The organism is Exiguobacterium sp. MH3, assembly GCF_000496635.1.
In the GTDB taxonomy this organism is placed as follows: Bacteria; Bacillota; Bacilli; order Exiguobacteriales; family Exiguobacteriaceae; genus Exiguobacterium_A; species Exiguobacterium_A indicum.
The window spans coordinates 958,393-984,794 of record NC_022794.1; the positions used below are offsets into that span (position 1 = coordinate 958,393).

29 protein-coding genes are annotated in these 26,402 nt (G+C 48.4%); 20 read left to right on the forward strand and 9 right to left on the reverse strand.

Annotated features, from left to right (window positions below; genetic code table 11):
- Positions 1–49: 49 nt before the first annotated feature.
- Complete coding sequence (locus tag U719_RS04805; protein ID WP_058712931.1) at positions 50–346, forward strand: hypothetical protein; 297 nt, start codon at positions 50–52, stop codon at positions 344–346.
- A gap of 39 nt (positions 347–385) precedes the next feature.
- Here U719_RS04805 and U719_RS04810 read toward each other — a convergent pair whose 3' ends face one another.
- Together U719_RS04810 and U719_RS04815 are read right to left on the reverse strand one after the other, a co-directional pair.
- A complete protein-coding gene (locus U719_RS04810) occupies positions 386–2,293 on the reverse strand; it encodes a glycoside hydrolase family 3 protein (RefSeq protein WP_023467613.1) in 1,908 nt (635 codons plus the stop codon).
- 208 nt (positions 2,294–2,501) lie between these two features.
- Positions 2,502–3,275 carry a sporulation protein gene (locus tag U719_RS04815; RefSeq protein WP_023467614.1) on the reverse strand — a complete coding sequence of 258 codons (774 nt, stop codon included), beginning with the start codon at positions 3,273–3,275 and terminating at the stop codon, positions 2,502–2,504.
- A 110-nt stretch (positions 3,276–3,385) separates the two neighbouring features.
- Here U719_RS04815 and U719_RS04820 point away from each other — a divergent pair, with 110 nt between their 5' ends.
- The 7 genes from U719_RS04820 (at position 3,386) to U719_RS04850 (ending at position 8,761) form a co-directional block, all read left to right on the forward strand.
- Positions 3,386–4,570: an SAM-dependent methyltransferase gene (locus U719_RS04820; RefSeq protein ID WP_023467615.1), complete on the forward strand. Its 1,185-nt coding sequence runs from the start codon at positions 3,386–3,388 to the stop codon at positions 4,568–4,570.
- A 30-nt stretch (positions 4,571–4,600) separates the two neighbouring features.
- Entirely contained in the window at positions 4,601–5,026 is a 426-nt protein-coding gene (locus U719_RS04825) for a BrxA/BrxB family bacilliredoxin (RefSeq protein WP_023467616.1), read from the forward strand.
- A gap of 287 nt (positions 5,027–5,313) precedes the next feature.
- Complete coding sequence (locus tag U719_RS04830; RefSeq protein WP_023467617.1) at positions 5,314–6,087, forward strand: transporter substrate-binding domain-containing protein; 774 nt, start codon at positions 5,314–5,316, stop codon at positions 6,085–6,087.
- A gap of 57 nt (positions 6,088–6,144) precedes the next feature.
- Complete coding sequence (locus U719_RS04835; RefSeq protein WP_041255309.1) at positions 6,145–6,804, forward strand: amino acid ABC transporter permease; 660 nt, start codon at positions 6,145–6,147, stop codon at positions 6,802–6,804.
- A 13-nt stretch (positions 6,805–6,817) separates the two neighbouring features.
- On the forward strand, positions 6,818–7,540 hold the full coding sequence (locus U719_RS04840; protein WP_041255311.1) for an amino acid ABC transporter ATP-binding protein: 723 nt from the start codon (positions 6,818–6,820) through the stop codon (positions 7,538–7,540).
- Between the two features lie 64 nt (positions 7,541–7,604).
- A complete protein-coding gene (locus U719_RS04845) occupies positions 7,605–8,141 on the forward strand; it encodes a GNAT family N-acetyltransferase (protein ID WP_023467620.1) in 537 nt (178 codons plus the stop codon).
- Positions 8,123–8,761, forward strand: a complete 639-nt coding sequence (locus U719_RS04850) for an HD domain-containing protein (protein ID WP_041255032.1) — start codon at positions 8,123–8,125, stop codon at positions 8,759–8,761. Before U719_RS04845 ends, U719_RS04850 begins: the two co-directional genes overlap by 19 nt.
- Before the next feature lie 65 nt (positions 8,762–8,826).
- On the opposite strand, the gene U719_RS04855 is transcribed toward U719_RS04850, so the two are convergent.
- The 4 genes from U719_RS04855 to U719_RS04870 form a co-directional block, all read right to left on the reverse strand.
- Complete coding sequence (locus tag U719_RS04855) at positions 8,827–9,540, reverse strand: ZIP family metal transporter (RefSeq protein WP_023467622.1); 714 nt, start codon at positions 9,538–9,540, stop codon at positions 8,827–8,829.
- A gap of 228 nt (positions 9,541–9,768) precedes the next feature.
- Complete coding sequence (gene fadH, locus U719_RS04860) at positions 9,769–10,533, reverse strand: 2,4-dienoyl-CoA reductase (RefSeq protein WP_023467623.1); 765 nt, start codon at positions 10,531–10,533, stop codon at positions 9,769–9,771.
- An 85-nt stretch (positions 10,534–10,618) separates the two neighbouring features.
- A complete protein-coding gene (locus tag U719_RS04865) occupies positions 10,619–11,554 on the reverse strand; it encodes a manganese-dependent inorganic pyrophosphatase (protein ID WP_023467624.1) in 936 nt (311 codons plus the stop codon).
- A gap of 57 nt (positions 11,555–11,611) precedes the next feature.
- Positions 11,612–12,688 carry an N-acetylglucosaminidase gene (locus U719_RS04870; RefSeq protein WP_023467625.1) on the reverse strand — a complete coding sequence of 359 codons (1,077 nt, stop codon included), beginning with the start codon at positions 12,686–12,688 and terminating at the stop codon, positions 11,612–11,614.
- A 76-nt stretch (positions 12,689–12,764) separates the two neighbouring features.
- On the opposite strand from U719_RS04870, the gene U719_RS04875 reads away from it, so the two are divergent.
- The gene (locus U719_RS04875) at positions 12,765–13,727 is read left to right on the forward strand and encodes an aromatic acid exporter family protein (protein ID WP_235147627.1); all 963 of its coding nucleotides are present in this window, start codon (positions 12,765–12,767) and stop codon (positions 13,725–13,727) included.
- 229 nt (positions 13,728–13,956) lie between these two features.
- Complete coding sequence (locus U719_RS04880) at positions 13,957–15,081, forward strand: M20/M25/M40 family metallo-hydrolase (RefSeq protein ID WP_023467628.1); 1,125 nt, start codon at positions 13,957–13,959, stop codon at positions 15,079–15,081.
- A 62-nt stretch (positions 15,082–15,143) separates the two neighbouring features.
- Here U719_RS04880 and U719_RS04885 read toward each other — a convergent pair whose 3' ends face one another.
- Positions 15,144–15,323 carry a hypothetical protein gene (locus tag U719_RS04885; protein WP_023467629.1) on the reverse strand — a complete coding sequence of 60 codons (180 nt, stop codon included), beginning with the start codon at positions 15,321–15,323 and terminating at the stop codon, positions 15,144–15,146.
- A gap of 108 nt (positions 15,324–15,431) precedes the next feature.
- On the opposite strand from U719_RS04885, the gene rnz reads away from it, so the two are divergent.
- The 7 genes from rnz to U719_RS04920 are packed head-to-tail and all read left to right on the forward strand — an operon-like array spanning position 15,432 to position 20,183.
- Complete coding sequence (gene rnz, locus U719_RS04890) at positions 15,432–16,337, forward strand: ribonuclease Z (protein WP_023467630.1); 906 nt, start codon at positions 15,432–15,434, stop codon at positions 16,335–16,337.
- Positions 16,338–16,340: 3 nt separating this feature from the next.
- Entirely contained in the window at positions 16,341–17,237 is an 897-nt protein-coding gene (locus U719_RS04895) for a hypothetical protein (protein WP_023467631.1), read from the forward strand.
- The gene (locus tag U719_RS04900) at positions 17,234–17,638 is read left to right on the forward strand and encodes a DUF4430 domain-containing protein (protein WP_023467632.1); all 405 of its coding nucleotides are present in this window, start codon (positions 17,234–17,236) and stop codon (positions 17,636–17,638) included. The genes U719_RS04895 and U719_RS04900 overlap by 4 nt, the downstream gene beginning before the upstream one ends.
- Entirely contained in the window at positions 17,616–18,335 is a 720-nt protein-coding gene (locus tag U719_RS04905; RefSeq protein WP_023467633.1) for a hypothetical protein, read from the forward strand. The genes U719_RS04900 and U719_RS04905 overlap by 23 nt, the downstream gene beginning before the upstream one ends.
- Positions 18,271–19,224, forward strand: a complete 954-nt coding sequence (locus U719_RS04910; protein ID WP_023467634.1) for an ATP-binding cassette domain-containing protein — start codon at positions 18,271–18,273, stop codon at positions 19,222–19,224. Before U719_RS04905 ends, U719_RS04910 begins: the two co-directional genes overlap by 65 nt.
- Positions 19,225–19,262: 38 nt before the next feature.
- The gene (locus U719_RS04915) at positions 19,263–19,784 is read left to right on the forward strand and encodes an ECF transporter S component (protein ID WP_235147628.1); all 522 of its coding nucleotides are present in this window, start codon (positions 19,263–19,265) and stop codon (positions 19,782–19,784) included.
- A 27-nt stretch (positions 19,785–19,811) separates the two neighbouring features.
- Positions 19,812–20,183: a hypothetical protein gene (locus tag U719_RS04920; protein ID WP_023467636.1), complete on the forward strand. Its 372-nt coding sequence runs from the start codon at positions 19,812–19,814 to the stop codon at positions 20,181–20,183.
- 43 nt (positions 20,184–20,226) lie between these two features.
- Here the strand turns inward: U719_RS04920 and U719_RS04925 are convergent, their stop codons facing one another.
- A complete protein-coding gene (locus tag U719_RS04925) occupies positions 20,227–21,042 on the reverse strand; it encodes an SDR family oxidoreductase (protein WP_023467637.1) in 816 nt (271 codons plus the stop codon).
- Positions 21,043–21,187: 145 nt separating this feature from the next.
- On the opposite strand from U719_RS04925, the gene U719_RS04930 reads away from it, so the two are divergent.
- Positions 21,188–22,648: an MDR family MFS transporter gene (locus U719_RS04930; protein ID WP_023467638.1), complete on the forward strand. Its 1,461-nt coding sequence runs from the start codon at positions 21,188–21,190 to the stop codon at positions 22,646–22,648.
- A gap of 253 nt (positions 22,649–22,901) precedes the next feature.
- Here the strand turns inward: U719_RS04930 and U719_RS04935 are convergent, their stop codons facing one another.
- Positions 22,902–23,798 (reverse strand): DMT family transporter, encoded by an 897-nt coding sequence (locus U719_RS04935; protein ID WP_023467639.1) that lies wholly within the window; start codon positions 23,796–23,798, stop codon positions 22,902–22,904.
- 44 nt (positions 23,799–23,842) lie between these two features.
- Between U719_RS04935 and U719_RS04940 the strand changes: the two genes are divergently transcribed.
- Positions 23,843–25,960: a DNA topoisomerase III gene (locus tag U719_RS04940; protein WP_023467640.1), complete on the forward strand. Its 2,118-nt coding sequence runs from the start codon at positions 23,843–23,845 to the stop codon at positions 25,958–25,960.
- A complete protein-coding gene (locus tag U719_RS04945) occupies positions 25,960–26,379 on the forward strand; it encodes a hypothetical protein (protein ID WP_023467641.1) in 420 nt (139 codons plus the stop codon). Before U719_RS04940 ends, U719_RS04945 begins: the two co-directional genes overlap by 1 nt.
- Positions 26,380–26,402 lie beyond the last annotated feature (23 nt).

Consider the following 26,402-nt stretch of genomic DNA (forward strand, 5'->3'; position numbering starts at 1 on the left):
CAGTAGATGGTAGAATTAGGAATACCATCTAGTGAAAGTAGGGATTGGAATGGAAATCATAGTCATCACACTCGTAATCCTCGCGGCATATGCTATGCAACGAATGCTTGGTAAAGTCAAAGTAAGATTTGTAGGACTTATCATCCCAACGTTGATCGTGTTATCCGGTATATCCGCATCGACTCGAAACTTCAAGGTAGCGTATAGCATGGGGAGCTACATTTCTGCTGTTCTTGTCATCGTCGTCTATGCACTACTGACTTATTGGTTATACCGCGTCTACCATCGTGCGAAAGAAGAAGCTGAATATCCGTATCAATCATTAAAAGACCGAGGCATCCTTTAAGGAGCTTCGGTCTTTTGGTGTATCACGTCATCATTTTTTTCAGTTTTTAAAGCCGTCACCGAATTCGAGATGCAGTTGATCGGTAAAGACACCGTTCTTAAAGACCGGCACATCAACCGGTAAAGTGCCTTGCGGTTTGAACGTTCCGAAGATTGCTCGGATACCTGCAGGCAGGTTCGGTCCCGCTGATTTTAGATTGCCTGCTTCGGAGTCTGGACCGTTCGGATCACCTTTGAAGCCATAGACGAGGACGTGTGCCGGTGCGTCCGGTTGAACGGCGACATCGTATGGGTTACGGAGACTGAGCAGGACGGATGGTGTATCCGTTTGTTTCGCATAGCGGAAGATCGAAGCCGGAATCGCTTGTTCTGGTGCAGTAGGTAGTAGTTTAGCACTCGTGTTGACGTTGGAACCGACGATGATGTAATCTGCTGCATCGAGTTGCGCCCGTAATGTCGGGTTTTGGTCGAGCGGTAGCGTAGTAGCCGAGTAATTCGCTGTCGTCACGTGCCAGTTCCGATTCTTCGGTAGGGAAGCGATCGTTTTTTTCATGCTGTCCGTTTGATCCGCCGCAGGAGCGATCACAAGAACGTTGGCATTCTTTTTCGGTTTGAATGGTAAGGTCCGCTGATCATTTTTCACGAGTGTGACCGCGGCTTCCGTCATCGCACGTTCTTTTGCTTTATGCTCGGGACTACCGACGATTTGGTTCGATTGCGCGATTTTTTCAGCTAGGGATGTCGAATCAGTCGTACCGTTCCAAATTCCGCGTTCTGCTTTCAGTGTCAGAATCCGCTCAACCGATTGATCGATCCGTTCCTCTGAGAGGCGACCATCTTTGACTGCTGCGATCACATCCTTGAAAATCCGGTCGAGTTTTGTGACATCCTGCTCGGAACGAAGGATCGTCGGCATGAGCGCGATATCGACACCGGCGTCAAACGTCTTTAAGACGGCTTCTGATTCCGTGAAGTTGTCGGCGATCGCCTGCATGTTCAACGCGTCTGTGATGACGATGCCATCGTAGCCAAGTTTTTCGCGCAGTACGCCCGTGATGACATCATCCGATAACGTCGCAGGTAAAGGGAAGGTACCATTTGTCGACGTGACGACTTCAGGTTCGATTTGCGGCATCCCGATGTGTCCTGTCATGATCATATCGATGTCTTCAGCAATAGCTCGCTTGAACGGTACGAGCTCGACTTGTTCTAGCTCCTGCAGGGACCGGTCAACGACCGGTAATCCATAGTGGGAATCGGTCGCCGTATCGCCGTGACCCGGGAAGTGTTTGGCGGTCGCTGCGACACCTTCAGACTGAATTCCCTTCATTAGAGCGGAACCGAGTGTGCCGACGAGCTCCGGATCACTCGAGAACGAGCGGACACCAATGACAGGATTTCCAGGATTGCTGTTGACGTCGAGAACCGGACCAAAGTTGACATTGATGCCGAGCGCACGCAGTTCCGAACCGATGATATGACCGGCATCATTGGCATATGTGCTACTGCGGGTCGCACCTAACGCCATATTGCCAGGTAAGTTCGTCCCTGTTCCGAGCCGAGTAACGATTCCACCTTCTTGGTCGATCGTGACGAAGAGCGGAATATCGTTGCTAGCATCTTGTTTGACGACTTCTTGCAGATCATGAACGAGTTTCGTCGTCTGTTCGGTTTCGCTGACGTTCTCAGCAAACAAGATGACGCCGCCTAAATCATAGCGATCGATGATATTCGCGACTTCTGGGGCAAGCGACGTATGATTGCTGCCATTCCACTGCCGGAAGTCCGGCATGATCATTTGCCCGATTTTTTGTTCGAGTGTCATCGTGTCGATTTTGTGACTGATCCGATCGGCTGAAGATCCTGCCTCTGCCATGACAGGTAAACTACTTGAGACGAGTACTGCTGCGAGTCCGGCTGTTAACGTGAACTGTCCGATTTTTTTCATGATGTACGTCCTCCTTTAGTCAAACCGTGACTGGAATTCTTTTCAATACGGACAGTATAGCAAGGTGTTTGTTTTAAAACAATATTTTATTTGTAAACGATTTCAAATTGAAATAAATTTCAAAGATGTTTTTAGACAAACTGACTTGAATGAAAAAAAGTGACTCCCCCTGAAGAGGAATCACTTTCAAGTAAAGTCGATCGATTGATCAGCTATAGCGTTCCACGATGCTTGTCAGCTGACGTTCGACGAACGATTGATCCTGCAGTTCACTATTGGACAGACGCAGTTTGATCATCGACTCATCCGCACCAGCCATTTCACTGAATAATGAACCAAGACTGTGCGCACGACGGTCGACTTGGACGATTAAATCAATCCCTGAGCTGTCTTGAAGCATGATGATTTCGATCTCATCCAGTTTATGGGCGTAGTGTGTATTGCGAGCTGAATACTCAAGCTCCTGAGCAATCGGTAAATCTTTCCGGAATCGTCCAGGTAATTTTTCCGTATCGGCTTTTTTCAATCGGAAGCCAAGTGACTCCATCGCGTCTAAGACTGTCGCTTGGTAGCGGTTTGCTTCGACGATGACGGCGTCACGGTCCGATGGATCGACGGCTTGAGCGATGTCGAGTCCCGTCTCGATCCACGATTTCGATTGACTGACGGAGAGTGGTGTATTCAGCGGTACGCGTAATGTAAAGGGAATTTCCCGCTCGACACCCGCTTCAATCGTGAACTTCGCTTCATTTAAGGCAAATCGGTCGAGCGTGAAGGTCGTAAACGTCGTGCTATCATTGACTTCTTGTTTGTACTGCGTGTTGAATTCAAGATAAATTCGATCAATTTCTTGATCGACGTTTCCACCCTTGATATGGACGACACCGTGAATTTGACCGCCTGGTTCACAGCGGTCATCCGTCAAGCGTGTATCGACCGTTGCGGCACCGATTCCGATTTGTGAGAGAATTTTTTTGAACAAGATGAATTCCTCCTTTTGATTACGTACGAATGATAAAGCGTGTAAACTTGTCGAACAGGTACGAATTTGCTACAGTTTCGAAAGAACATCAGAAAAGGACGGGACGACTAGTGGAACTACATGAATTAAAAGCGAGTCTTGCCTCGCAAATCACGCAAGGAACACTGATCCATGCAACGATAAGTAATCCGCGTCAAAAATCAAATGATCTCCGACGAATCAAGGTAAAACCGATTCTATTAAGAGATACGGTGATGATGCAGGTAGAGTTTCAATTTGAACGCGTTATGAAGCATGAAAATATTTTAATTGACGATTTCGTCGGACGACTCGATGACTGGTTCACGGAATTCCGTCAATTCTTATTCCGTTTTGAAGAAGAAGAATGGCAATTCCAGCTCTCGAAAAAGATGAAAGTCGCGATCAAGACATCCAAAAAGGAGCCGATGAAAGCTCTCTTGTCGCATGACCGAAAAAAAACCTATCTATTAGAAGACGGTGTGCCGGTTCCGTTTCTGATTCGCTTAGGCGTCATGACGGAAGCGGGTCAAGTCAAAAAACAGAAGTATGATAAGTTTAAACAAATCAATCGCTTTCTTGAATTCGTTGAGGATAGCATTGCTGCCTTGCCAAAAGGAAAAAAACTCCGGATCTTGGACTTCGGATGCGGGAAGTCGTATTTGACGTTCGCTCTCTATCATTATCTAAAAGTCGTCAAAGGATTCGACCTCGAAGTGACAGGTCTTGATTTAAAGAAAGAAGTCATCGAAGAATGTACGCAAATTGCGCGTGATCTGGATTATACCGATCTGACATTCCGCGTCGGGGACGTTCATGATTACACAGGGGAGACGGAAGTCGACCTGATGGTGACACTTCACGCTTGTGATGTCGCGACGGACGTCGCACTCGCACGAGCTGTCGACTGGAATGCATCAGTCATCCTGAGCGTACCGTGCTGTCAAAAGGAATTGAACCGTCAACTGGACTGTTCGCCACTCGATGTCATGCTCCAGCACGGACTGATCAAAGAAAAATTCGCATCACTGGCGACAGATTCGATTCGTGCTGAGTTGCTAACACTGGTCGGATATGAAGCGCAACTTCTCGAATTCATTGATCTCGAGCACACACCGAAGAACATCTTGATTCGAGCATACAAACAAAACAAGCGACCAACGGAAGAGAAAATCGATCGTTACATCGCGTTCCGTGATTTGTTGCATGCCCGACCATTTTTAGAAACTGAATTAAGCGGCAGACTTGGACAGATTTCACCGAAACTCGTACAATAAGAAGGAGAACGAATCAAAGGAGGCAATACGATGGATTTCCAAATGTATTTTGAAGATGTCGTCCAAACAGCCCGCAAAGAAGCGCAAGCTGCTGGATTTGAAGAATTAACGACGCCAGAGAGCGTGGATGAAGCAATGAAACGCGAAGGGCTAACACTTGTCCTTGTCAATTCGGTGTGTGGATGTGCTGGCGGGATCGCCCGTCCTGCTGCAGCGTACGTTAATCGGAAAGAGGGTATCAAGCCCGATCATTTCGTCACGGTATTCGCTGGACAAGATCGCGAAGCGACAGACCGTGCGCGTGAATACTTCGAAGGTTACCCACCTTCATCTCCATCATTTGCATTAATGCAAGATGGAAACATCCTCTCGATGGTCGAGCGCTTCGACATCGAATCGTTCACGGCGGAAGAGGTCGTCGAGAAACTTGAATCATTGATTGAAATCTACGCATAAGCAAAGAAGGCTCCTGATAAAGGAGTCTTTTTTTGCGTATTCATGAGATTAAAATAATAAATTTTAAAATTGAAAGCGTTTGCAAAATTGTATAAAAAGTCATTTATGCATGATTTATGAATAGAAACTCAAAAAAATTTATATATTTATGCTTTACAGTGAATAAATATTCGTATATCCTAAAAGCAATAGAACAGGTCAGGCTTTTCGGTATTGAATTGGACATACACATAAGTCATACTATTGTTAAAGTTCTGACAATTGAGCGTTGGAAGGGGAAAACTCGAATGAAAAAATTATTAGCAACGGCAATGGCAGGCATTCTGGCAGTCACGATGGCAGCATGTGGCGCGTCGGAAGAATCAACAGGTGGATCAAGCAAAAGCGATAAAGTATTGACGATGGGAACGTCAGCGGATTACTTCCCATTTGAATACATCGATACGAAAAAAGGAGAGGACATCGTTGGGTTCGACGTTGCGATCGCCAAAGAAGTCACGAAAAATCTCGGGTATGACTTAAAAATCGAAGACATGGAATTCGGTAGCCTACTTGGTGCCCTCAGCTCAGGTCGTGTCGATTTCGTCATGGCGGGTATGACACCGACAGAAGAACGGAAGAAAAATGCTGACTTCACAGACATTTACTTCGAATCGAAAAACTTGGTCATGACGAAGGATAAAGCGATCAGTTCGGAAGACGAACTCAAAGGCAAAAAAATCGGTGTCCAGCTTGGATCCATCCAAGAGGGACTCGCAAAAGATCGCTTCAAAGATAGCGAAGCGGTTCCTTTGAACAAAATCCCAGAAATCATTCAAGAATTGAATACAGGTCGGATTGATGCCCTCATCATTGAGGACGCAGTTGCCGTCAAATACATGGATCAAGATGCATCCCTGAAAACGTACCAGATTAAAGAAGATGGTCCAGCTGGATCAGCGATCGCCTTCAAAAAAGGGGACAAGATGCGTGACGATTTCAACAAAGAGTTGAAGAAGATGATTGACAGTGGTGAAATCGATAAATTGGCAGAAGAATGGTTCCAAAAAGAAGCAAAATAAGTCAAGTGCATGGGGGTGGGGGTAACCTCATCCCTTTTGTGCGACGTTAGGAGATTGATTATGATAGACTTTACAAAGATTCAAGATTCAATTCCATATATTCTTGAGGGGATTCCGGTCCTGTTCCAAGTCGTCATCGTGGCGGCCATTGCCGGGATGCTGATCGGAATCGTCGTCGCGGCACTGAAAATCACGAAGAGCCGTTTCCTCCGTTTCATTGGTCATGCTTACACAGCGATCTTCCGGGGGACACCATTGATTTTGCAACTTGCGATCGTCCACTTCGGATTACCACAGTTGACAGGGTATGTGACGACAGGATACCAATCGGCAATCATCGCCTTCTCCTTGAACTCCGGAGCATATATCTCGGAAATCATTCGGGCAGGGATTCAGGCTGTTGATCGTGGACAATGGGAAGCGGCAGATGCGCTTGGTATTTCGTATTTCAAACAACTCCGTTCGATCATTTTGCCACAAGCCTTTAAAAATATCCTTCCGGCGATCATGAACGAATTGATCACGTTGACGAAGGAATCGGCACTCGTCTCGACAGTCGGTGTGCTCGACGTCATGCGTCGTGCGCAAATCGTTGGAGGAGAAAAGGCGATTTATTTCGAACCGTTGTTGTTTGCCGGATTCGTATATTTTGTTCTCGTCATGGGATTGAGCTTGATAGGCCAACAAGTCGAAAAAGCTATGAGAAAGAGTGGGTAATCAGATGGAACCTATGATCCAAGTCACCGATTTGCATAAGCAGTTCGGAAAATTAGAAGTATTAAAAGGTATCTCGACGACAGTCACACGCGGTGAAGTCGTCGCTGTCATCGGACCGTCGGGATCCGGTAAATCAACATTTCTACGGTGTATCAACTTACTTGAGCAACCAACGAGTGGAACGATCATCGTCGATGGTTTTGAATTAACGAAACCAAAAGCGAACATCTCGAAAGCACGTCAGAACATCGGCATGGTGTTCCAACAATTTAACTTGTTCCCACATAAGTCTGTTCTTGATAACTTGACGTACGCACCAATCAACGTCCTTGGTATCTCAAAAGACGAGGCAGTCAAGCGGGCAGAGACATTGCTTGAACGTGTCGGTCTAGCTGAAAAACGCGATAATTACCCGAACCAGTTGTCAGGTGGACAAAAACAACGGGTCGCAATCGCACGCGCTCTTGCGATGGAACCGAACGTCATGTTGTTTGATGAACCGACGTCAGCGCTTGACCCAGAGATGGTCAACGAAGTACTGGACGTCATGAAACAATTGGCGGAAAGCGGAATGACGATGGTCATCGTCACTCACGAGATGGGCTTCGCCAAAGAAGTCGCGGATCGCGTCTTGTTCCTCGATGAGGGGATTCTGATGGAAGAAGGTTCACCGGTCGAACTCTTCGACAATCCGAAGACGGACCGGGCGAAAAAATTCCTCGAAAAAGTTTTATGAGCACAGCACGCTAACTCTGAAGAGGGTTAGCGTTTTTCGGTTTTTAGTAGAGAGGGGGATAAGAATGAAAAAATTGCTTGAAGGTCATCATACTCGTCTGACGCGTTTTCAGTCGGAAGATACCGAAGTGATGCAACGTCTGCTTGACGATGCAACGTTTGCTCGTCATTTCAGTGCGACGCCATATCGTCACTTATCGAAGGAAAAGATTGAACAGATGATGGCGACGGATGCTCCGGAGACGTTTCGGTTTGCGATTCGTAACTTCGAAGATGAACGGATGATTGGGGTGGTCGCATTAGAAGATATATTACCGACACACGGAACAGCATGGCTGATGATCGGCATCGATCCGGATTGTGAAGGACAAGGGTATGCGACGGATGCGCTACAGACGATACTAGAGTACGCCTTCTTAGAGTTGAACTTGTACCGGATTCAATTGACGGTCTTTGAGTATAATACACGTGCGGTTAAGCTGTACGAACGACTCGGGTTCGTACAGGAAGGAAGATACCGTGCCTTTTTACGACGAGACGGAGAGCGGCATGATATGTTACTGTACGGATTACTCGAACCGGAATGGAGAGATCGACAATGATTCAAGAAACGGAAATCTTCGTCCGGTCGTTTCACGCGACGGACTTTTCAGGTCATGATTATGCCCATATCGAACGGGTTCGCCGTTTAGCGTTACATATTGCCAAACAAGAAGGCGGGAACGTCAAAATCATCGAACTATCTGCCTTACTCCATGACGTAGCAGATAGTAAACTCGGAGGAACGGCAGAGACGGTCGCAACATTTTTGCAAGGAAAGGTGACGGAAGAAGAACAAGAACAGATTCTAGACATCATCACGAGCCTGTCCTATAAAGACGGTACACGCCCACCGATGCAAACAATCGAAGGGCAAATCGTTCAAGATGCTGATCGTCTCGATGCCATCGGTGCAATCGGGATTGCGCGCACATTTCAGTTCGCTGGTCGGTTCGGGGAGCCGATGCATGTACCTGGTCTAGCACCACGAGAACCGGGTGACCGAACGGGAGAGACGAGTGCCCTGAATCATTTTGAAGAAAAGTTATTCCGGCTAAAAGATTTAATGAATACGAACACAGCACTTCATTTAGCAGAGGAGCGACATCGCTACATGGAAGAGTTCGTTAATCGTTTTAAGCAGGAATGGGAGGGTGCTACGGGAGAAATAGGTGATATGTAAATCGATTTAAACACATAAGGCGCGTTGTCCGGTTCATTTTCCAGACAACGCGCTTTATGTTGTATTTAACTAAGGATGATGGCAGTAATTAACCCAAGTGCTGCGAACAGACCAACGATCGCACCACCTTCCTCGTGAGCTTCCGGCATCATCGTCGAAGCAAGCATCGCAATGATCCCACCGCTTGCGAAGCTACCGATCATGGCGAATTGCATGTCCGGGAGTTCTGCGAGAATCGTGTAGCCGGCGAGTGAGGCGAGGGCGGAGATCAACCAGACGACTCCCCACATCAGTAATACTTTGTTCTTCGAAAAGCCATCTTTTCGCAAACCGGTCGTACTCGATAAGCCTTCCGGGATGTTGCTGACGAAAATCGCCGCGACGAGTGCCGCGCTGACATTTCCCGATAACAGACTGGCACCGATCATGATTGATTCCGGGATCGCATCAAGAATCGTCCCGAAAAAAATCGCTGTTCCCGTGCCTTCGTTCCCACCAGACGAGCGTTTCCGTTTACTCGCGCCGCGTGACGAAACGAATAGGTCAAAGCCCGTAAAGACGAGTGCGCCGACGATGAAGGAGATTGCGACGACGAGCGTCGTTGACTTCTTTAATGCTTCATCGAGTAACTCGAACGTCGCTGCTCCAATTAAGATGCCGGTCCCAAACGACATGATATAACCAATCAGGCGTTGCTTTAAGGGTAAGTAGAGCCCGAATAGGGCACCGATGACAACGGCCCCACCTGCTAGCGCTCCCCAACCGAACGCTTCCCACATACGATCGCCTCCTTCTTGTCCTTTTTACCTGTTCTAGATAATTCATAAACATAGCGAAAAGAAAGAAAAAAAGTTCGCGACGCATGCAAGGGGCTGACTTAAAAACAGAATGACGCGTCATTTCACGCCTTTTCCTCAGGGGAGATACAAAATCCTGTAGGAGTGGCGTGAAACGTATGATTCTTATCTTTGTGGAGACCGACTTCTTGAGTCATTCCATCTCAATCATTAGAACGGTTGTTTATTTAACCAATGTCCACCGTCAAGAGCGATACATTCTCCGTTCAAGTAGCGGGCTTGATCTGACACCATCCATGTTGCAAGTGTTGCGATCTCTTCCGGTGTCCCGAATCGACCGAGCGGGACGTTGCGGCGAATTCGTTCCGCGTGTTCCGGTGACAATGCGAGTTTATCAGCACCACCTGTCCGTTCGATCGGTCCCGGACTGATCGCGTTGACACGGGCTTGATATTTATAGCCCCATTCGACGGCAAGCGTCCGCGTCAAGTTCAGGACACCGGCTTTCGCAGCGGCGCTCGGAGCGACACCAGCGCCAGCCTGCCACGCATAAGACGCAACGATGTTGACGATTTGTCCGCCAACGACTTGATCTTCCTGCCATCCTTTGACCAGAGCGTGACAGCAGTTGAATGTCCCGTTGAGGACGATATCGATGACCGTCTTCCATCCATTCGGTGATAACTCGTCGGTCGGGCAGATGAAGTTCCCGGCAGCATTGTTGATCAATGCTTCGAGACGACCGAACCGTTCCCGTGCTTGATTGACAGCAGCCAGACAAGCGTCAGCATCACGGACATCCATCTGAATCGTCAGATGTTCGCCTTGAATCTGCTCCAATGCTTCATCCATCAGTCGCAAGCGTTCCGCGTCGCGTCCTGTAACGACGACGTTCCAGCCGGCTTTCTTTAAGGCGAGCGCCATCGCTTTCCCCATTCCGTTCGTTCCACCCGTCACCATGATCGTTTGTGTCATATTGATTCCTCCTTTATGTAATGAATGAACAGCCATTCATATTCTTTATTCAAAAAAGAAGGAGCGAACTCCTTCTTTTTCTGACTTATTGTGTTGCAAGAGCCGTATCTGTTAAGACAGGAACGACTTGTTTCTTACGTGAAACGACACCTTCAAGGTAAACAAGGTTGTTCGTCGCTTCAAGACCGTAAGCACGCTCGACGAGATTCGCTTCTTTCCCGAGGACGAGTCCAACAGAGTTGTTCGTCAAGATATCCGTGACGATGAAGACGAACAGATCAAGACCTTTTGCAAGGATGACTTCGTTGATCGCTGTTTCGAGTTCTTCTTGGCGAAGCAAGACTTCTGCTGTATCGACCGTGTTGACTTGAGCGATTTCGACTTTGAGTGTTCCCATCGTGAATTCTTTTGCATCAAGTGAGATCAATTCAGGAACGGATTTTTTCGAGAGATCAGCTCCAGCTTTGAGCATCTCAAGACCGTAGACGTTCGCATCGACACCAGCGATTTCTGCGAGTTCACGTGCTGCGATGATATCTTGCTCCGTGCAAGTCGGCGATTTGAATAGGAGCGAGTCAGAAATGATCGCTGATAACATCAACCCAGCGATTTCTGGTTTGATGGCAACACCATGCTCTTTGTAGAGTTTGTTCAGGATCGTTGCTGTACAGCCGACTGGTTCTGCCCGGTAGTAAACAGGGTCTGATGTCTCGAAGTTTGCGATCCGGTGATGGTCGATGACTTCTGTTACCGTAACCGCATCGATATCGTTCGCACTTTGCTGACGTTCGTTGTGGTCGACTAAAATGACGTGTGATGCTTCCGTCGCGACTTCTGTCACGAGACGTGGTGCTGAAACTTTGAACGTATCGAGTGCGAATAACGTTTCATCATTCATTTCACCGAGGCGGATGGCTTCGGCATTGACACCGAGTGCTTTCTTTAATTCTGCATAAGCGATTGCCGATGTGATTGTATCGGTATCAGGATTTTTGTGACCAAATACTAAAACTTTTTCCATGACGTGTTCACTCCTCAATGATTGTTGTCTCGCCCTATAGTGTATCATATCTCCGATTTAGAAAGCGTTCATTTTCACCATGATACCAGCGATTTTTTCACTCCAGAAGGGGTCTGACGCGTAAAAGACGTTCATGCCTTTTTGTTTGTTCCCAAGGTACGCCCCACGGAAATAACGTCCATCCCGATCGAGATAATCCTTTGCGATGAATCGACCGGTCTGCTCGATCGAGTCCGTCAAGGATTTATAGACGGTCGCATCTTCTCCCGGTGCGGAATCGGTCGCATTGACGCCGAACAAGTTATTTTTCTCGCGGGCAATCTCAGACCGTCCATAATCGGATTCGTGAATCGCATGTGCAAGCAGATAAGCCGCGTTGACACGGTATTTCTTTTCAACGGACTTAAAGACTTTTCCTTTACCGATCAAGGGGCTGTCCGGAGCTTGCTCCTTGATGAACGCATCGAGTTGTTTGGCACTGAGACGCGTCGGTTTCGTCAAATCACGTGTTAATGTCTTCGATTCAACATATTTGCTCGTCCGAGGCGTCGTTTTCGTTGCTTCGCCGGCAACGATCAGTCCACCAAGTCCGCTGTCCGCGACGATGTAGTGAAGGAGACGATCACCTTTCGTCTGGTAATACGATGCATTCGAGACACGTTCTGCCGGGAATGGGCGTAAGCGGTCCGTTGGGACATGACCCGTCACGCCGGCGATGCTGACACGACTTGTCTGTTCCCCGAATTCAAGCAACTGGACACGTGAGCCGGAAGCGACGTACGTGAGCCGTTTCTTTAAATCAGGGTCACGATGAATTGAAAGGATACCACGATCGTCGACGATCCCAGTACCTGGTCCACCGAGGTAGACATAGCGGTCGTCCGATGAACGTTTCACCGCACCACGCTGACCCGCATATTCCTTCGCCTCGGCGAACGTCTGGAAGTCTTGCTCGTTGATTTTACCTTTCTCATAGCGCTCAGCCGAATAAGGCGCAGGTGGGGTTAAGACGGTCTTCGGTTCCTCGCGGAGCCAAAAGAACAAGAGAACTCCGATGAGGAAGAAAAAAAGTAATCCTTTTATCGAACCGGTCCGGCGCACGGGGCGACCGGGGCGGATAGTGCGTGTCGTCAAAGTAAATCACGTCCTTTAAAAAGCAATGGACATTCCTGTCCAACGTAGGTAGTCTAACAAAGAAAAACAAAAGGGGGTGAACCTGTTGCAAATTGGTTATCGCACGCTGAAGACAGCGGTCGCTGCTGCGCTCGCGATGTGGATCGCAGAACAACTCAAGCTCGACTATTACGTCTTCGCTGCCATCATCGCCATCTTGAGCATCCAGTCGACACGAAAGAAGACGTTCCGGTCTTCTTACGAACGCATCATGGCATCATTACTTGCCATCGTGCTTGGATTCATTCTATTCGAGGTCATCGGCTATCGTCCGGTGACGTTATTGATCTATTTCATTTTATTCCTTCCATCCGTTCAACGCCTCCGACTTCAGGACGGTTTCATCACGAGTGTCGTCATTCTGACACATTTGTATACGGAACGTCAGCTCAACGCGCACATCTTATTGAACGAATCCTTATTGCTTGGCATTGGTGTTGGTGTCGGATTACTTGTCAACATGTACATGCCAAGTCTCGATTTGTTGATTGACGACCGCCGAGAAAAGATTGATCAACGGATCGCCGCCTTATTTTTTGAAGTCGCCGCTGCGATCGAGACAGGGCGGGTCAATCATCATGCGTTGACGCTTGACGAGACAGAACGTCTGTTACGTGAAGGGAAAGATGCCGCCTTAAAACGGATGGGAAACGCGATCGGTCGTCGGAACGATGACGAAGATTATGCCTACTTCCGGATGCGCGAACAACAATTCGAGTTACTGCGCGGTATCGTCCATCATGCCGAGGAACTGGTCCTCGTCGTCGAAGAAGGAAAAAAAGTCGCCGACTTCTTTCGGACGATTGGTGACAATGTCCGACCTGAAGCCGACGCAATGGTGTACATTTCAGAACTAGAGGCATTATTGACACGTTTTCGTGCCTCTGCCTTACCCGTCACGCGGGAAGAGTTCGAGGTCCGCTCTGCCTTACTGCATATGTTACAAGAAGCGGAGCAGTATTTACGTTTAAAACAACGTTACGTCAATCAAAAGAAATAAAACATCGTCGAAGCGAACGTACCGATCAGGAAGATTGCTAAAATCCCGATCGTCGTCCATTTGATGATGCGTTGTTGTTTCGATGGTTTTGCCATATCCACTACTCCTCTCTTACATCAACTGATTAATGCCATTGTACAAACAACCTTTCAGAAGTGCAAATGACGATGGGGATGGTATACTAAAAAAGCGCTAATGGATTGAAACATATTAAGAGGAGGGTTTTGTCATGGTCAATGAACAACGTGTATTAGATACGTTTTTAGAACTTGTCCAGATCGATTCGGAATCAAAAGAGGAGGCACGCATTTGTGCTCACTTGAAAAAAACGTTCGAGGATCTCGGATGTGAGGTGTTCGAGGATGACGCTTCGTCCAAGACGGAACATAAAGGAAACAATTTAATCGTCACGCTTCCGGCAACAAAAGAAGGCGTCGATAAAATTTATTTCACTTCCCATATGGATACGGTATTCCCGGGGCAAGGCATTAAACCAATCATCGAGGACGGTTACGTCAAGACGGACGGCACAACGATTCTTGGGGCAGATGATAAAACAGGTCTCGCATCTCTGATCGAACTCGTGCATGTATTGAATGAAACGAAACAACCGCACGGAAAAATTCAGTTCGTCATCACAGTCGGTGAAGAATCTGGGCTCGTCGGTGCGATGGTGCTTGACCCATCAAAAATCGATGCCGATTATGGTTTTGCCCTTGATTCAGATGGAAAAGTCGGAGACATCATCACGGCTGCTCCAACACAAGCAAAAGTCAATGCGAAGATTTTCGGGAAAACAGCTCACGCTGGTGTAGCACCGGAAAAAGGTGTCTCGGCGATTACGATTGCTTCGAAAGCGATCGCGAAAATGCCGCTCGGTCGGATTGATGAAGAGACGACAGCGAACATCGGACGGTTCAGCGGTGGTGGTCCATCAACGAACATCGTTTGTGATTATGTAGAAATCTTCGCGGAAGCACGGTCACTCGTCGCTCCGAAGATGGAGGCACAGACAGAGAAGATGAAAGCGGCGTTCGAAGAAGCAGCAGCAGAGCTTGGTGGTCGTGCTGAAGTCGAAGTCAAAGTCATGTACCCGGGCTTCAAGTTCGAGGATGGAGATCAAGTCGTCGAAGTCGCGAAAGCAGCGATCACACAACTCGGACGCACGCCACGCCTCTTACATTCTGGTGGCGGATCAGATGCCAACGTCATTGCTGGTTTTGGTATCCCAACGGTCAACTTGGCTGTCGGATATGAAGATATCCACACGACGAATGAGAAGATGCCAATCGAAGAACTCGTCAAAACAGCGGAACTTTGCGTGACGCTAGTTGATTACATCACGAACAAATAAGCTGATGAAACACAAAAAAGAGTGTACCGCAACATTGCGGTACACTCTTTATCATTGTACGATTAAACTACTTGAGGACGATCAACATATTCCATAGACTCTAGAACGAGTTCTTCTGTACATAATAAGGTCGAAGCGATTTCATCGATTTGAATCGACTTTCCGTATTTTTGCCGATAACTCTCGTTCAGTTTGCGGGCTTCCCGGACGATGCGGGCATAGGTCCGTTCAATCTTAGTCATGGAAAAAACCACCTTCCAAATCTGAATAGGTACAGTTTACCATGCTTCAACAGAAGAAAGGTGTATTTTGTGTATAAAAAATGCTAATTTTACGAAAAGGGGAAAAAGATGGAATTTTATTTTTTAGGGACAGGAGCCGGTATGCCGTCGAAACAACGAAACGTCACATCGATTGCCTTGTTACACCCCAAAATGACCTGGTTGTTCGATTGTGGAGAGGCGACGCAACATCAAATCTTACACAGTCCGATCAAACCACGGAAAGTCAACGCGATCTTCATCACCCATTTACACGGGGATCATATCTTTGGGTTACCAGGATTCATTAGTACAAGAGCAGCGCTGGAAGGCACGACACCGCTAACGATCTATGGACCGACCGGGATCAAAGAATGGATGGACGCGACATTACGCATCACAGGAACATATCTACGCTATCCACTCCGGATTGTTGAAGTCGAAGACGGTCAAACCTATGACCAGGATGGATTCCGCGTGACGGCGCGGTCGCTTGAACATCGCTTCCCGGCGTTCGGGTACCGACTAGAAGGGCCAGAAGAGCGGGGTGCTTTGCGTGTGGATGCACTGAAGGCACTAGGCGTGCCATCCGGTCCGATCTATCGCCGAATCACACTGGAAGAAACTTTCGAATTCGAAGGCACGGTCTATCCATCGTCCGATTTTTTAGAGTCACCCAAACCGGGTGTCAAGCTAGCCGTTCTTGGCGATACGATGCCGTGCGCGGCCTCGGTCGAACTGGCGCGAGACGTTGATGTATTAGTCCATGAAGCGACGTTTGCCGATCGGGAAATCGAACATGCGGGACGCTTCGGTCACTCGACCGCTCGACAGGCAGCTGTCATTGCAGAAACGGCACAAGCGAAAAAGCTTCTATTGACGCACGTTTCCGCTCGTTATGTCGATCAAGAGGAAGTACTGGAACAAGAGGCGCGAGAAGTATTCGCGAACAGCCATCTCATGTTTGATCACCGGGTCGTCCCGGTCAAAGGATAGACGATGGACTTTCTCATTCTATGGGCACTCTTTTTACTGGCTGCTAGCGGATTAGGTTTTTTGCTCGAACGTCGGACGGAAAAAGAAAAATACTTGTACATGAAGTTCGTTTTTTATGCGTGTCTCGGGGCTGTGTCATTTCCAGTCTATGATATTCAGTTACCGCTCGGCATCATCATTTTCCTGATTGTCCTGCATCCGAAAAAGAACTCGCGTTATAAACGGTATATGGCACTCTTTGGGTTCTTATTCTTCCTGTTCCAACTCTTTCTCGGTCCGTTTGATGGTGGGATGTTGCGGGAAGAGACACAACAGATTGGTCGCGTGACGATCACGGATGACTCATTCGACAATTTCCTTTCTCAAATCGAACGACGTGTCGGTGAAGAGGGGCTGCGGATGGAACAAAGTCAGTTGATGTTCGATCGGGGCGGGAATCTCAGGAACGCCTCGTTTGAGATGCTCGTCGAAACACCGAAACGTTTCATTCGTTACGATGTGAGTTATCAGGAGCTGACGGGAACGATTTCCTATCGACCGCGTGAAGAGTTGACGACAAAATCGTTGACGTCGTATTACCAGAAACTGATTGATGCGAATCAATCGTTTGAGACGTTGCGAAAGCTTTCGATTCATGAGATTTTACATGATTCCAAAACACCCTATGTCGAGATGGATCTCGATGGGCTCTATGAAACGTTTAGTCTACAGGATGCAACGGTCTTCTTGATTGATGACGAAGGAAAACTGATTCCGTACGTCAATACAGGGGACGATGTCTTAGCGAATGCGGTCCGTCTGACCTATTATCGTTCTGACGGTCAATCCTTACGCGATAAAACTATTCTGTTATATAATTACAGCTTTGAGACATCAAGGCGAAAAGGAGTCGTACGATGAAAAAATGGTTATTTGCTGCAAGTATCGTGTTACTTGCCGGTTGCGCAGAAGCAAAAGAGGAACAACAAACAGCTTCTTGTGAGGCGGAAGTCAAGGTATCGGTCGTGGATCACGTCAAGGATAAGACGTTGTTTAATAAAGACGTATGCTTGAACGAAAACGATACAGCACTGGATGCACTGGAAGATACGACGCTCGATGTCGTCAAAACAGGTAAAGGTGAGATGGCATATGTCACGGCAGTCGATGGGATTCGAGAGAAATCAGCTGGAGCAGGTAGTGGCTGGGTCTTCGGAGTCAATGGCAAACCAGGCGAAGTCGGTGCCGGAAGTTATGAACTGAAAAAAGGAGATCGTCTCGAATGGCGATTTGAAAAAGATGCAATGGCTTATTTTGAGTAAGCCAGAACGGGAGCGACTTCACCCAGTGAACGTCGCTCTCTTTTTCATCGGGATGATTACGATTCCGTTCGTCCTCACACATGATCAATCAGTGATCGTCGTCTATCATCTGCTCTTGTTTTTATTCGTTCAAGAACGGACTGTGTTTCGCTATTTAGTCCTCCCGGCTCTTTATGCGGTCATGATGTGTGTCCCGCTTCTTTATGGTGCAAGCATTGACACAGTAGCGATTTATGAAACGACGGTCCAAGTGACGCTATTCATCACGTCGAGTCAATGGATTTTTACGTTGGTTCGACTCGATCAGATGGGACCGTTGTTTCGTTTCTTACCTCGATTGACACGATTGACGGGGATGGTGCTGGCGCTGATTCCGTCTTTCTTACGCACTTGGCCCGAAGTCAAGATGAGTCATCCGGATACGTCGCTTGCTGTTCGACTGGAGCGGATGGCCGCCTATCATATCGTACCGATCGAAGCGGTGCCGTCTCGCTTAAGACCGATCACACGACGTGATGTTCAGACAGGCTTATTGCTTGCGACAGGACTGGCTCTTTGTCTGACACCATGGACAATCGTTCCGGCGATGATTTTGCCTATAGCGCTATTATTTACAAAAGGAGGAATCCGGGATGCCTATCATGTATACCGACACCGATCGCGAAGAGCGACTACGTCAACAGGCGAGCGAACATGAACAACCGGTATTGACACCGGAGCGGTTGCTTCATGGACGTGTCCGAGATCTTCTGGCGACGGATTCCTTGTTTCGGGCAGGAGAACTCGCGACCTTGCTTGGGCTAGAAGCTTTTTTTGAAGCGGAATCGAGTGAACTCTCATCTGGAGAACAACAGCTCGTCGGTCTCGGTCATGCGTTGTCTTCGTCACCAAAGAGCTTGTTCTTGTCGGAACCGTTTCTCTTTCTTGATCAAGTCAGGAGAAAGCGATTGATGGGATTGCTTGAAGAAATCGAACGACGGTTTGGTTGTCAGATCCATTGCTCGATGACCATACAATCCGACTTGGCGATTACGAGTCGCGCTACTGAACTGACAGGTCGTGTCCTGAATCGGATCGAAAACGTCCAACACCGTTATCCGTTACAGACACGCTATGCACTCGTGACAGCAAAATTGTCGTTTCATCAAGGTGAACGCATTGCGATCATCGGTGCGAATGGTAGTGGGAAATCGACGTTACTACGACTCGCGCTCGGTGTCGAGCGACCGCTATACGGAAAAGTTCGGCGGTCGGGGGAGACGCATTATATACCAGCGCATCCGATGCTTGCGCCATTAGACGATCGAAGCGGTAGTTTTACGACGCAAAAAAAACGTCTCTTGGACGGTATCGATTGGAGTAAAGACAGCTATTACTTTGATGAACCGACGGCTGGACTTGATGACAGTGAACGAATGGCTTTCGTCGCATCGTGGAAGAAGAATCCGGCGAATCTGATCGTCATGGCGACACATGATCCAGTTCTCATTCGGGCAGCACAGCGGATCATTTATCTCGTACACGGAGAAGTTGCTTTCGATGGACCGACGAAGAACTTTTTACAAGAAAGTCGGTTGTTCGTATGATCGTCGCAACGGTTCTAATCGTTTGTCTGTTTTTAGTCATGTTCGAGAGACTCCAGATGACGGATCAACGATTACGGTTCATCGCCATCATCACGGCAGCGGCAATCGTCGGACGATTGTTGTTCTCCAGTTTGCCGAATGTCCAGCCGGCAACGGCACTTGTCTTGTTAGTATCCGTCTTCATCCATCCGATCGTCGGAGCCATTTCTGGGATGCTTGTCGTCGTGTTAACGAGTTTGTTTCTCGGAAGCGGTCCGTTCGTCCTCTTTCAGGCGCTGGCGTATGCAACAATTGCCAGTCTAGGATTCGTTCCGTTTCTTCGTTACCGGATCGTATTGACTGGGTATGGATTTCTCGCTGGTTTCTTATATGGATGGGTGAGCAATCTCGGGTTCTTGGTATTGACCGGATTCTCGTGGCAAGCTTTTTTGACACTGCTTGTAGCCGGGGGAACGTTTGATATGCTTCACGGATTTAGTAACGCGATATTCGTTTGGATATTGTTTCCGATTTTTTTACGAATTATGCATTCATTCGATGAAAAGAGGGGTACAGAATAGTAACATACCGAACAGGAGGGAAGGCATATGCTGGGATCGTCGATTTCGCTTGCTTATGTCGTCATGTTGCTCATCGTCTCAAGTGTCGGCTTAGTGTTTGGCAGTATTCTGTTGATGAAAGGTACGATTAGAGGACGTTACGCTGCTTGTTACTTACTTGCTGCCGCCATCTTCCCAAGCGCCATGCTCATTACCTCATCAGAAGGATTACTTTGGCAACATTTACGATTCGAGAGTTCATGGTTCCTCGCGATTGTCTCCTGGTTACTCGTCTTATCGACGGGCTACATCGTCTCGATCACGGGTGCGCTCGTCATTCGTTATCTGTATCGCTATACGACGACCTTTGATCGCGTCAAACGTTATGCGACGCGGCGTTTTCGTCATCATGAGGCATAAATACAAAAACGGAAGAACCAGCTATCTGGTCCTTCCGTTTTTTTCATGAATTCGCGTACAGGAGTTCTTCTTCTGTCGAGGATTCTTGTTGGCGAGCAGGATCTTGAATTCGACCTGTCACTTCTGTCAGGAGACGGCGTGGCAAGAGACGAGACAAGGAAACCATGGCGCGGTTGCTTGCACCTGGAACGACGACGCGGCGTCCTTTGAGCATGCCACGGTACCCGGCGAAGGCAACGAGGTGTGACGGCATACTCTTGAATGGTAGCGTGATGTTCGCCCGGTCGAAGAAGTTCGTATCGGTCGGTCCCGGGCAGAGACAAGTCACACTGACACCCGAGCCGTCGACTTCTGTCGCAAGTGCTTCCGAGAACGACAGGACATAGGCTTTCGTTGCGTAGTAGACACTCATGTAAGGTCCTGGCATGAAGGCAGCGACCGACGCGACATTCAGGATGCGTCCGAAGCCACGTTCAACCATTCCTGGTAAGAGACGTTTCGTCAAATCCGTCAAGGCGACGACGTTGACCTGGATCGAGTTAATGTCTTCTGTTGGATCGATTTCCGCAAAGCGTCCTGACGTGGCGAAGCCGGCGTTATTGAACAATAGATCGACTGTCAATTCTTGTTCCTCTAAGTATTGCACGAGACGATCAACGCTGTCGCTTAGTGATAAATCAGCAGCGAATACATAGACTTTGATCTGATAGCGTTTTTCAAGGACCTGTTGAAGCTCCTTCAATTTTTTCTCATTGCGGGCAACGAGTACACAATCGAAGCCATCTCGCGCCGCGAGGACAGCGAGATCCAGTCCGATTCCACCCGATGCACCGGTAATCAGTGCCGTTTTTCGTAACATAGGACATTCCTCCATTCGAAATCGTGAATCTGAGTCTAGTGTATACCATTCCATACCGTTCCCGCGAATCCTGTTTCGTAAGCATTTACTTTTCTTATCACTGGTCCAACCAGTATGATAGAACAGTAGAGGGGAAGTGGAACAGATGAGGAAAAAAGTAACCGTCGCCTTGTTGCTCGCGACGTTTTTAGCCGCGATCGAGGGGACGATCGTTGCAACAGCAACACCTGTCATGGCGAGTGAATTGAACGGGGCGAAATTAGTCAGTTGGATCTTTGCTGGATTCTTGTTGTTCATGGCGGTATCAACACCGATTTACGGAAAGATGGCAGATTTATATGGTCGAAAACGGGTTCTGTTATTCGGGATCGGCGTCTTCACCGTCGCTTCGTTAGCCTGTGGACTCGCTCAATCGATGGAGATGTTGATCGTTTTCCGTGCCGTCCAAGGTATCGGGGCAGGAGCTGTATTACCGATCGCGATGACGATCATCGGTGATTTGTATACATATGAGGAACGAGGGAAAATCCAAGGAGTGCTCAGTGCCGTGTGGGGAATCTCTGGTGTCGCTGGACCACTCGTCGGTGGGTTCCTCGTCGAATCGCTTTCGTGGCGGTATATTTTCTTACTAAACGTACCGTTTGCCTTATTGTCGTTCTTCATGATCGTCGTTTACTACAAAGAGACGGTCCGTGAAACAGAGCGGAAAATCGATTACCGGGGCGCGTTATTGTTTGCGCTCGGGATGAGTGCGTTTCTGTACGGCTTATTGTCGGGGAGTGAATCGGAGACGTTCTTGCGTCCAATCATTCTAGCGAGCTTTTTCATTAGTTTCGTTTTATTGTTCACGTTCTATCGTGTCGAGAAAAAGGCGAGCGATCCACTCTTACCACCAGCAGTCATTCGCCATCCGGTCATTCTCGTGATCAACTTAGCGGTCTTCTTTTCCGCCTGGGTACTCGTCTCGATGTCAGCGTATATTCCGATTTTTGCCCAAGGGGTACTCGGCAAGAGTCCGACCGAAGCTGGTTTCATGTTGATGCCACTGTCGCTTTTTTGGACGCTGACCGCCATTATCGGTGGACGGACGATTGGTGCCGCCTCACCCCGGTATCGGACGATGACAGGAATGGGACTGCTGATCGTCGGTACAGTGATTTTATCGTTGATCACGCGCGAATCAAGTGATGTTTTCATCTATCTTGCCGTTTCGCTGATTGGAATTGGTTTTGGTCTCTCACAACCAGTCTTCATGGTCGTCCTGCAGACTTCCGTCGATTGGTCACTTCGTGGCTCAGCGACGGCCGTCAACTCGTTCTTGAGTACGACGGGACAGACGCTCGGTGTTGCGATCTTCGGTACGATCTTCAACCTATCCATCCTTCGTTCGTTTTCAGCGTCGGACACGCTCTCAGGGTACGCGATTGATCCATTTTTCCAATCGAGTACGGCAAAAACGTTCGGACAGGATGTGCAGTATGCGGCAGAAATCGCGTTATCACATGGATTACGTTACGTCTTCATCGGTGGCGTTCTTTGTGCGATTCTCGCGTTTGCGATGACATGGCGTTTACCGAAAGTTCGACCTGACGATCCACGATCGTAATGAAGGGGCTGACTCAAAAAAAGAATGACGCGTCTTTTCACGCCCTTTCCTCAGGCGAGACACAAGCCAGCTTTCCTGCTTCGTTGAAGCAGGAAAGCGGGTCTTGTTCGTCTCTGACAGCGCATAAATGCGCTTGTTCCTGTAGGAGTGGCGTGTGACGCGTCATTCTTTTTGTTACGAGATAAGGATGGCAGATCATCATTCTGCCACCCTTATCTTTGTAGAGACTGACTTTTGAGTCAGCCCCTTGTCATTAGGAGGATTGACTAGTGGCACTCTCACGTTGGGCAAGTTGTTCGCGAATATCGCGTTCGTTGCGTCGGAGGAACAATCCAATTCCGATCAATAGTAAAGCGGCACCGGTGATTTGAATCCATGTCAGCTTCTCATCGAACAGATAGTATCCGAAGATCATCCCCCAAACCGCTTCGCCAAGGATCGTGATGCTGACGATGCTGGCACTGACACGAGCGAGCGCCCAGTTGAATAAATTGTGACCGAGTAACGTCGGGAAGACGGCAAGAAGAATATACAGCCACCAATCTTGTTGGAACGCAGCAACGAGATTCGTTGATTGAATCAATGATAACAAAAGTAAGACGAGCGACGCGACAGCGTAGACACCGAACGAATAGAGGTTCGTCGAGACGCTTGTGCGGACGTGTTGACCGAGCAACCAGTAACCAGCGACTAAAATCGTTGCGAGCAAGGCAAGACCGTCCCCGATCAAGGCGCGCATGCCGACAGCGATATCTCCATAAGCGACGAGACCGCCACCAAATAAGGCGACAGCGACGAACAGGAGTGCTTTGCGCGACGGGTGTTGTTTGAAGAATAACGCGTTACCGGCCAGGACAAAAATCGGACTCGCGGTCACGAAGAGCGTTGAGCTCGCAACTGTCGTATAATCAAGAGAGAGGAACCACAGCCAAAAATGACCGGCGAGCAAAATGCCACTTAACAGCATATGCCGGATCGTCGACGAACTGAGTTGCAACAGTTCCTTCAATCGAATGAGTGGGAGCAACAACAAGGTCGAGAACAACATGCGGTAAAAGGCGACAGCCTCGATCGGTGTCTCCGCCCACTTGACGAAGATTGCCGATGTTGAAATAAAGAATAAAGCCATGAATAACGTAAAATAGGGCATGGGTACCTCCACATGTCTGAAGTAAGGAAATGAGGGTGAAGCGTGTGCAATTGATCATTGCTGAAAAACCAAAACAAGCGGAAAAACTGGCAGCTCCGTATCCATCGGTGAAGCGGGACGGCTACATTGAAATCAAACCATGTGACCGGTTTCCGCAAGGAGCAAAACTCGCTTATGCGGTCGGACACTTATGTGAACTGCAGGAGCCAGCGCATTATGACGCCAAATGGAAACGATGGAACTACGATCATCTGCCGATCATCCCGGAACGATTTGATTACCGACTGGCAAAAGGCAAGAGTAAACCATACCAGGTCATCAAGAAATTATTGAATGAGCGGACGACGACTTCCATCATTATAGCATCGGATGCCGAGCGAGAGGGAGAGGCAATCGTCCGATTGATCTTACGTCTCGCGAACAACGCAAAACCGTTGCAACGACTCTGGATTTCGAGTCTGACGCCTCAAGCCGTTGACCATGGTTTTGCGAACCTGCTCGATGGCAAGGAAACGGAGAACATTTTTCACGAGGCGATGAGTCGCGCTTGCGCCGATTGGTTGATCGGGATGAATGCGTCCCGTGCGTATACGACGTTACTGAAGAAGAAGGGCATCGCCGACGTCTTTTCCCTCGGACGGGTCCAGACACCGACGCTCGCACTGATCGTCGAACGGGAAAAACAGATCGAGAACTTCCGACCGGAGACGTACTACGAAGTCGAGGCGGATTTTACGCGATACAAAGGAAAATACATCAATGCGAAGAAACAGACGAAGCTGAGTGACCGGGATCAGGCACAAGCGATCGTGAATCGGACGAAAGGAACCGGAGTCGTCGCATCAATCGAGAAAAAGCGGCAGACGGAACGACCACCGTTTTGGTTCAGTTTATCGCTCTTACAAACAGAAGCGAGCCGACGGTTTGGTCTCGGTGCAAAAGAGACGCTCGATATCGCGCAAAAACTCTATATCCGTGGTTGGATCAGTTATCCGCGAACGGACTCTTCCTTCGTGACGAAAGAGGAGGCAGGACAGTTCCCGGTCATTCTTGATCGGTTACTGAAGCAAGCGGAATATAGTCCAATCAAGGATGTCCTGACGAACAATCCGGTTAACGATAAGCGCTACGTCAATCCGGCAAAGGTCAGCGATCACTATGCGATCATTCCAACAGAAGAAGCGGGTGCCGTCGCGAAGCTCTCCGGACGAGATGCGCAAGTCTACGACTTAATCGTTCGCCGTTTTCTTGCTGCCTTTGCACCGGACGCTGTCTCGGAGAAAACGGAAATCGTGACGATGCGTGAGATGGACCGTTTTTTAACACGCGGCAGTCGGACGATTGATCCGGGCTTTAAACAGGTCTTACAAATCGAGTCAAAAGAAGTCGAATTGCCAGCCGTCGAACAAGGACAAGAGATGCCGATCAAAGGCTGTCGACTGCTCGAGAAACAAACGGAGCCGCCGAAACGCTATACGGAAGGGACGCTCATCCTCGGTATGAAAACAGCTGGTAAGTTGCTTGAAGACGATCTGCAAGCGATCATGAAGGAAGTCGAGGGACTCGGGACGGAAGCAACTCGTGCCGGGATCATCGATGGACTAAAACGACGGGAATACATCAAACTCGTCAAAAAAGAGATTCATCCGACGCCAAAAGGTCGGATCTTGATTGATGCCGTGACGGGGAGTATTCTTGCTTCGCCAGAGATGACAGCGAAGTGGGAGAGCCGTCTCGAGCAAATCGGTAAAGGGGAGGCATCTGCTGCCCAGTTCATTGAACAGGCGAAAAAATTGTCGGAGCATCTCGTCGTCGATGCCAAACAACGAATTGAACAACTCGCCGTTGATCCGACACAAGTCAAAAGCAAGTCCCCGCGGGGTGCAACGAATCGTCCGGTCGGTCCGTGCCCGCTGTGTCAATCAGCAGTGCTTGATCGTGGGAAGTTCTATGGCTGCAGTGGCTATCAAAAGAACAACTGTGGCTTTACGTTACCGAAAACGATCCTTGGTGCCCGACTGACGCAAACGGAAGTCAAAAAAGTACTAGCGGGTCAAAAAACAAAGCCACTCGAGATGAAAAAGAATGCGCGCCAGTTTAAGGCGATGCTCTATCTCGAACGTGATCAATTAAAATTCGAATTCACGAAAGGGGAAGACTGATGCAATACGAACTGATTCAAAATCAAACGTTTCGTCCTGTCTTTGAACGACTGTTACAGGAAGGGCGCCGCTTGACGGTCTGGTTTCCGGATCATATCGAGGTACAGTCGGCAGAAGGACTGGTCGAAGAAGCAGAAGAACTGTTTGGTGTGACTGCGGAAGTGATCGATGATCCACAATCATTCGGAAAACACATCCTACTTCCGTACTTGACGGAAGTCGAGCACCGGGAAGATGGATTCATCCGCTACGAAGCTGAGCTGACGGAAGAGTTACGCCAACTCGTACGCGAATTGACATTACCGATGCTGACGGAAGGCGACTTCGAAGTGTTGTATTCATATCAAATCGAGACGGAGACGGAACGCTTCTTCGTTGAAGACTGGTTCCAAGCTGACTTACAAAAACTACCTAACTAGGTGAAACTTTCTTGAAGAGGATG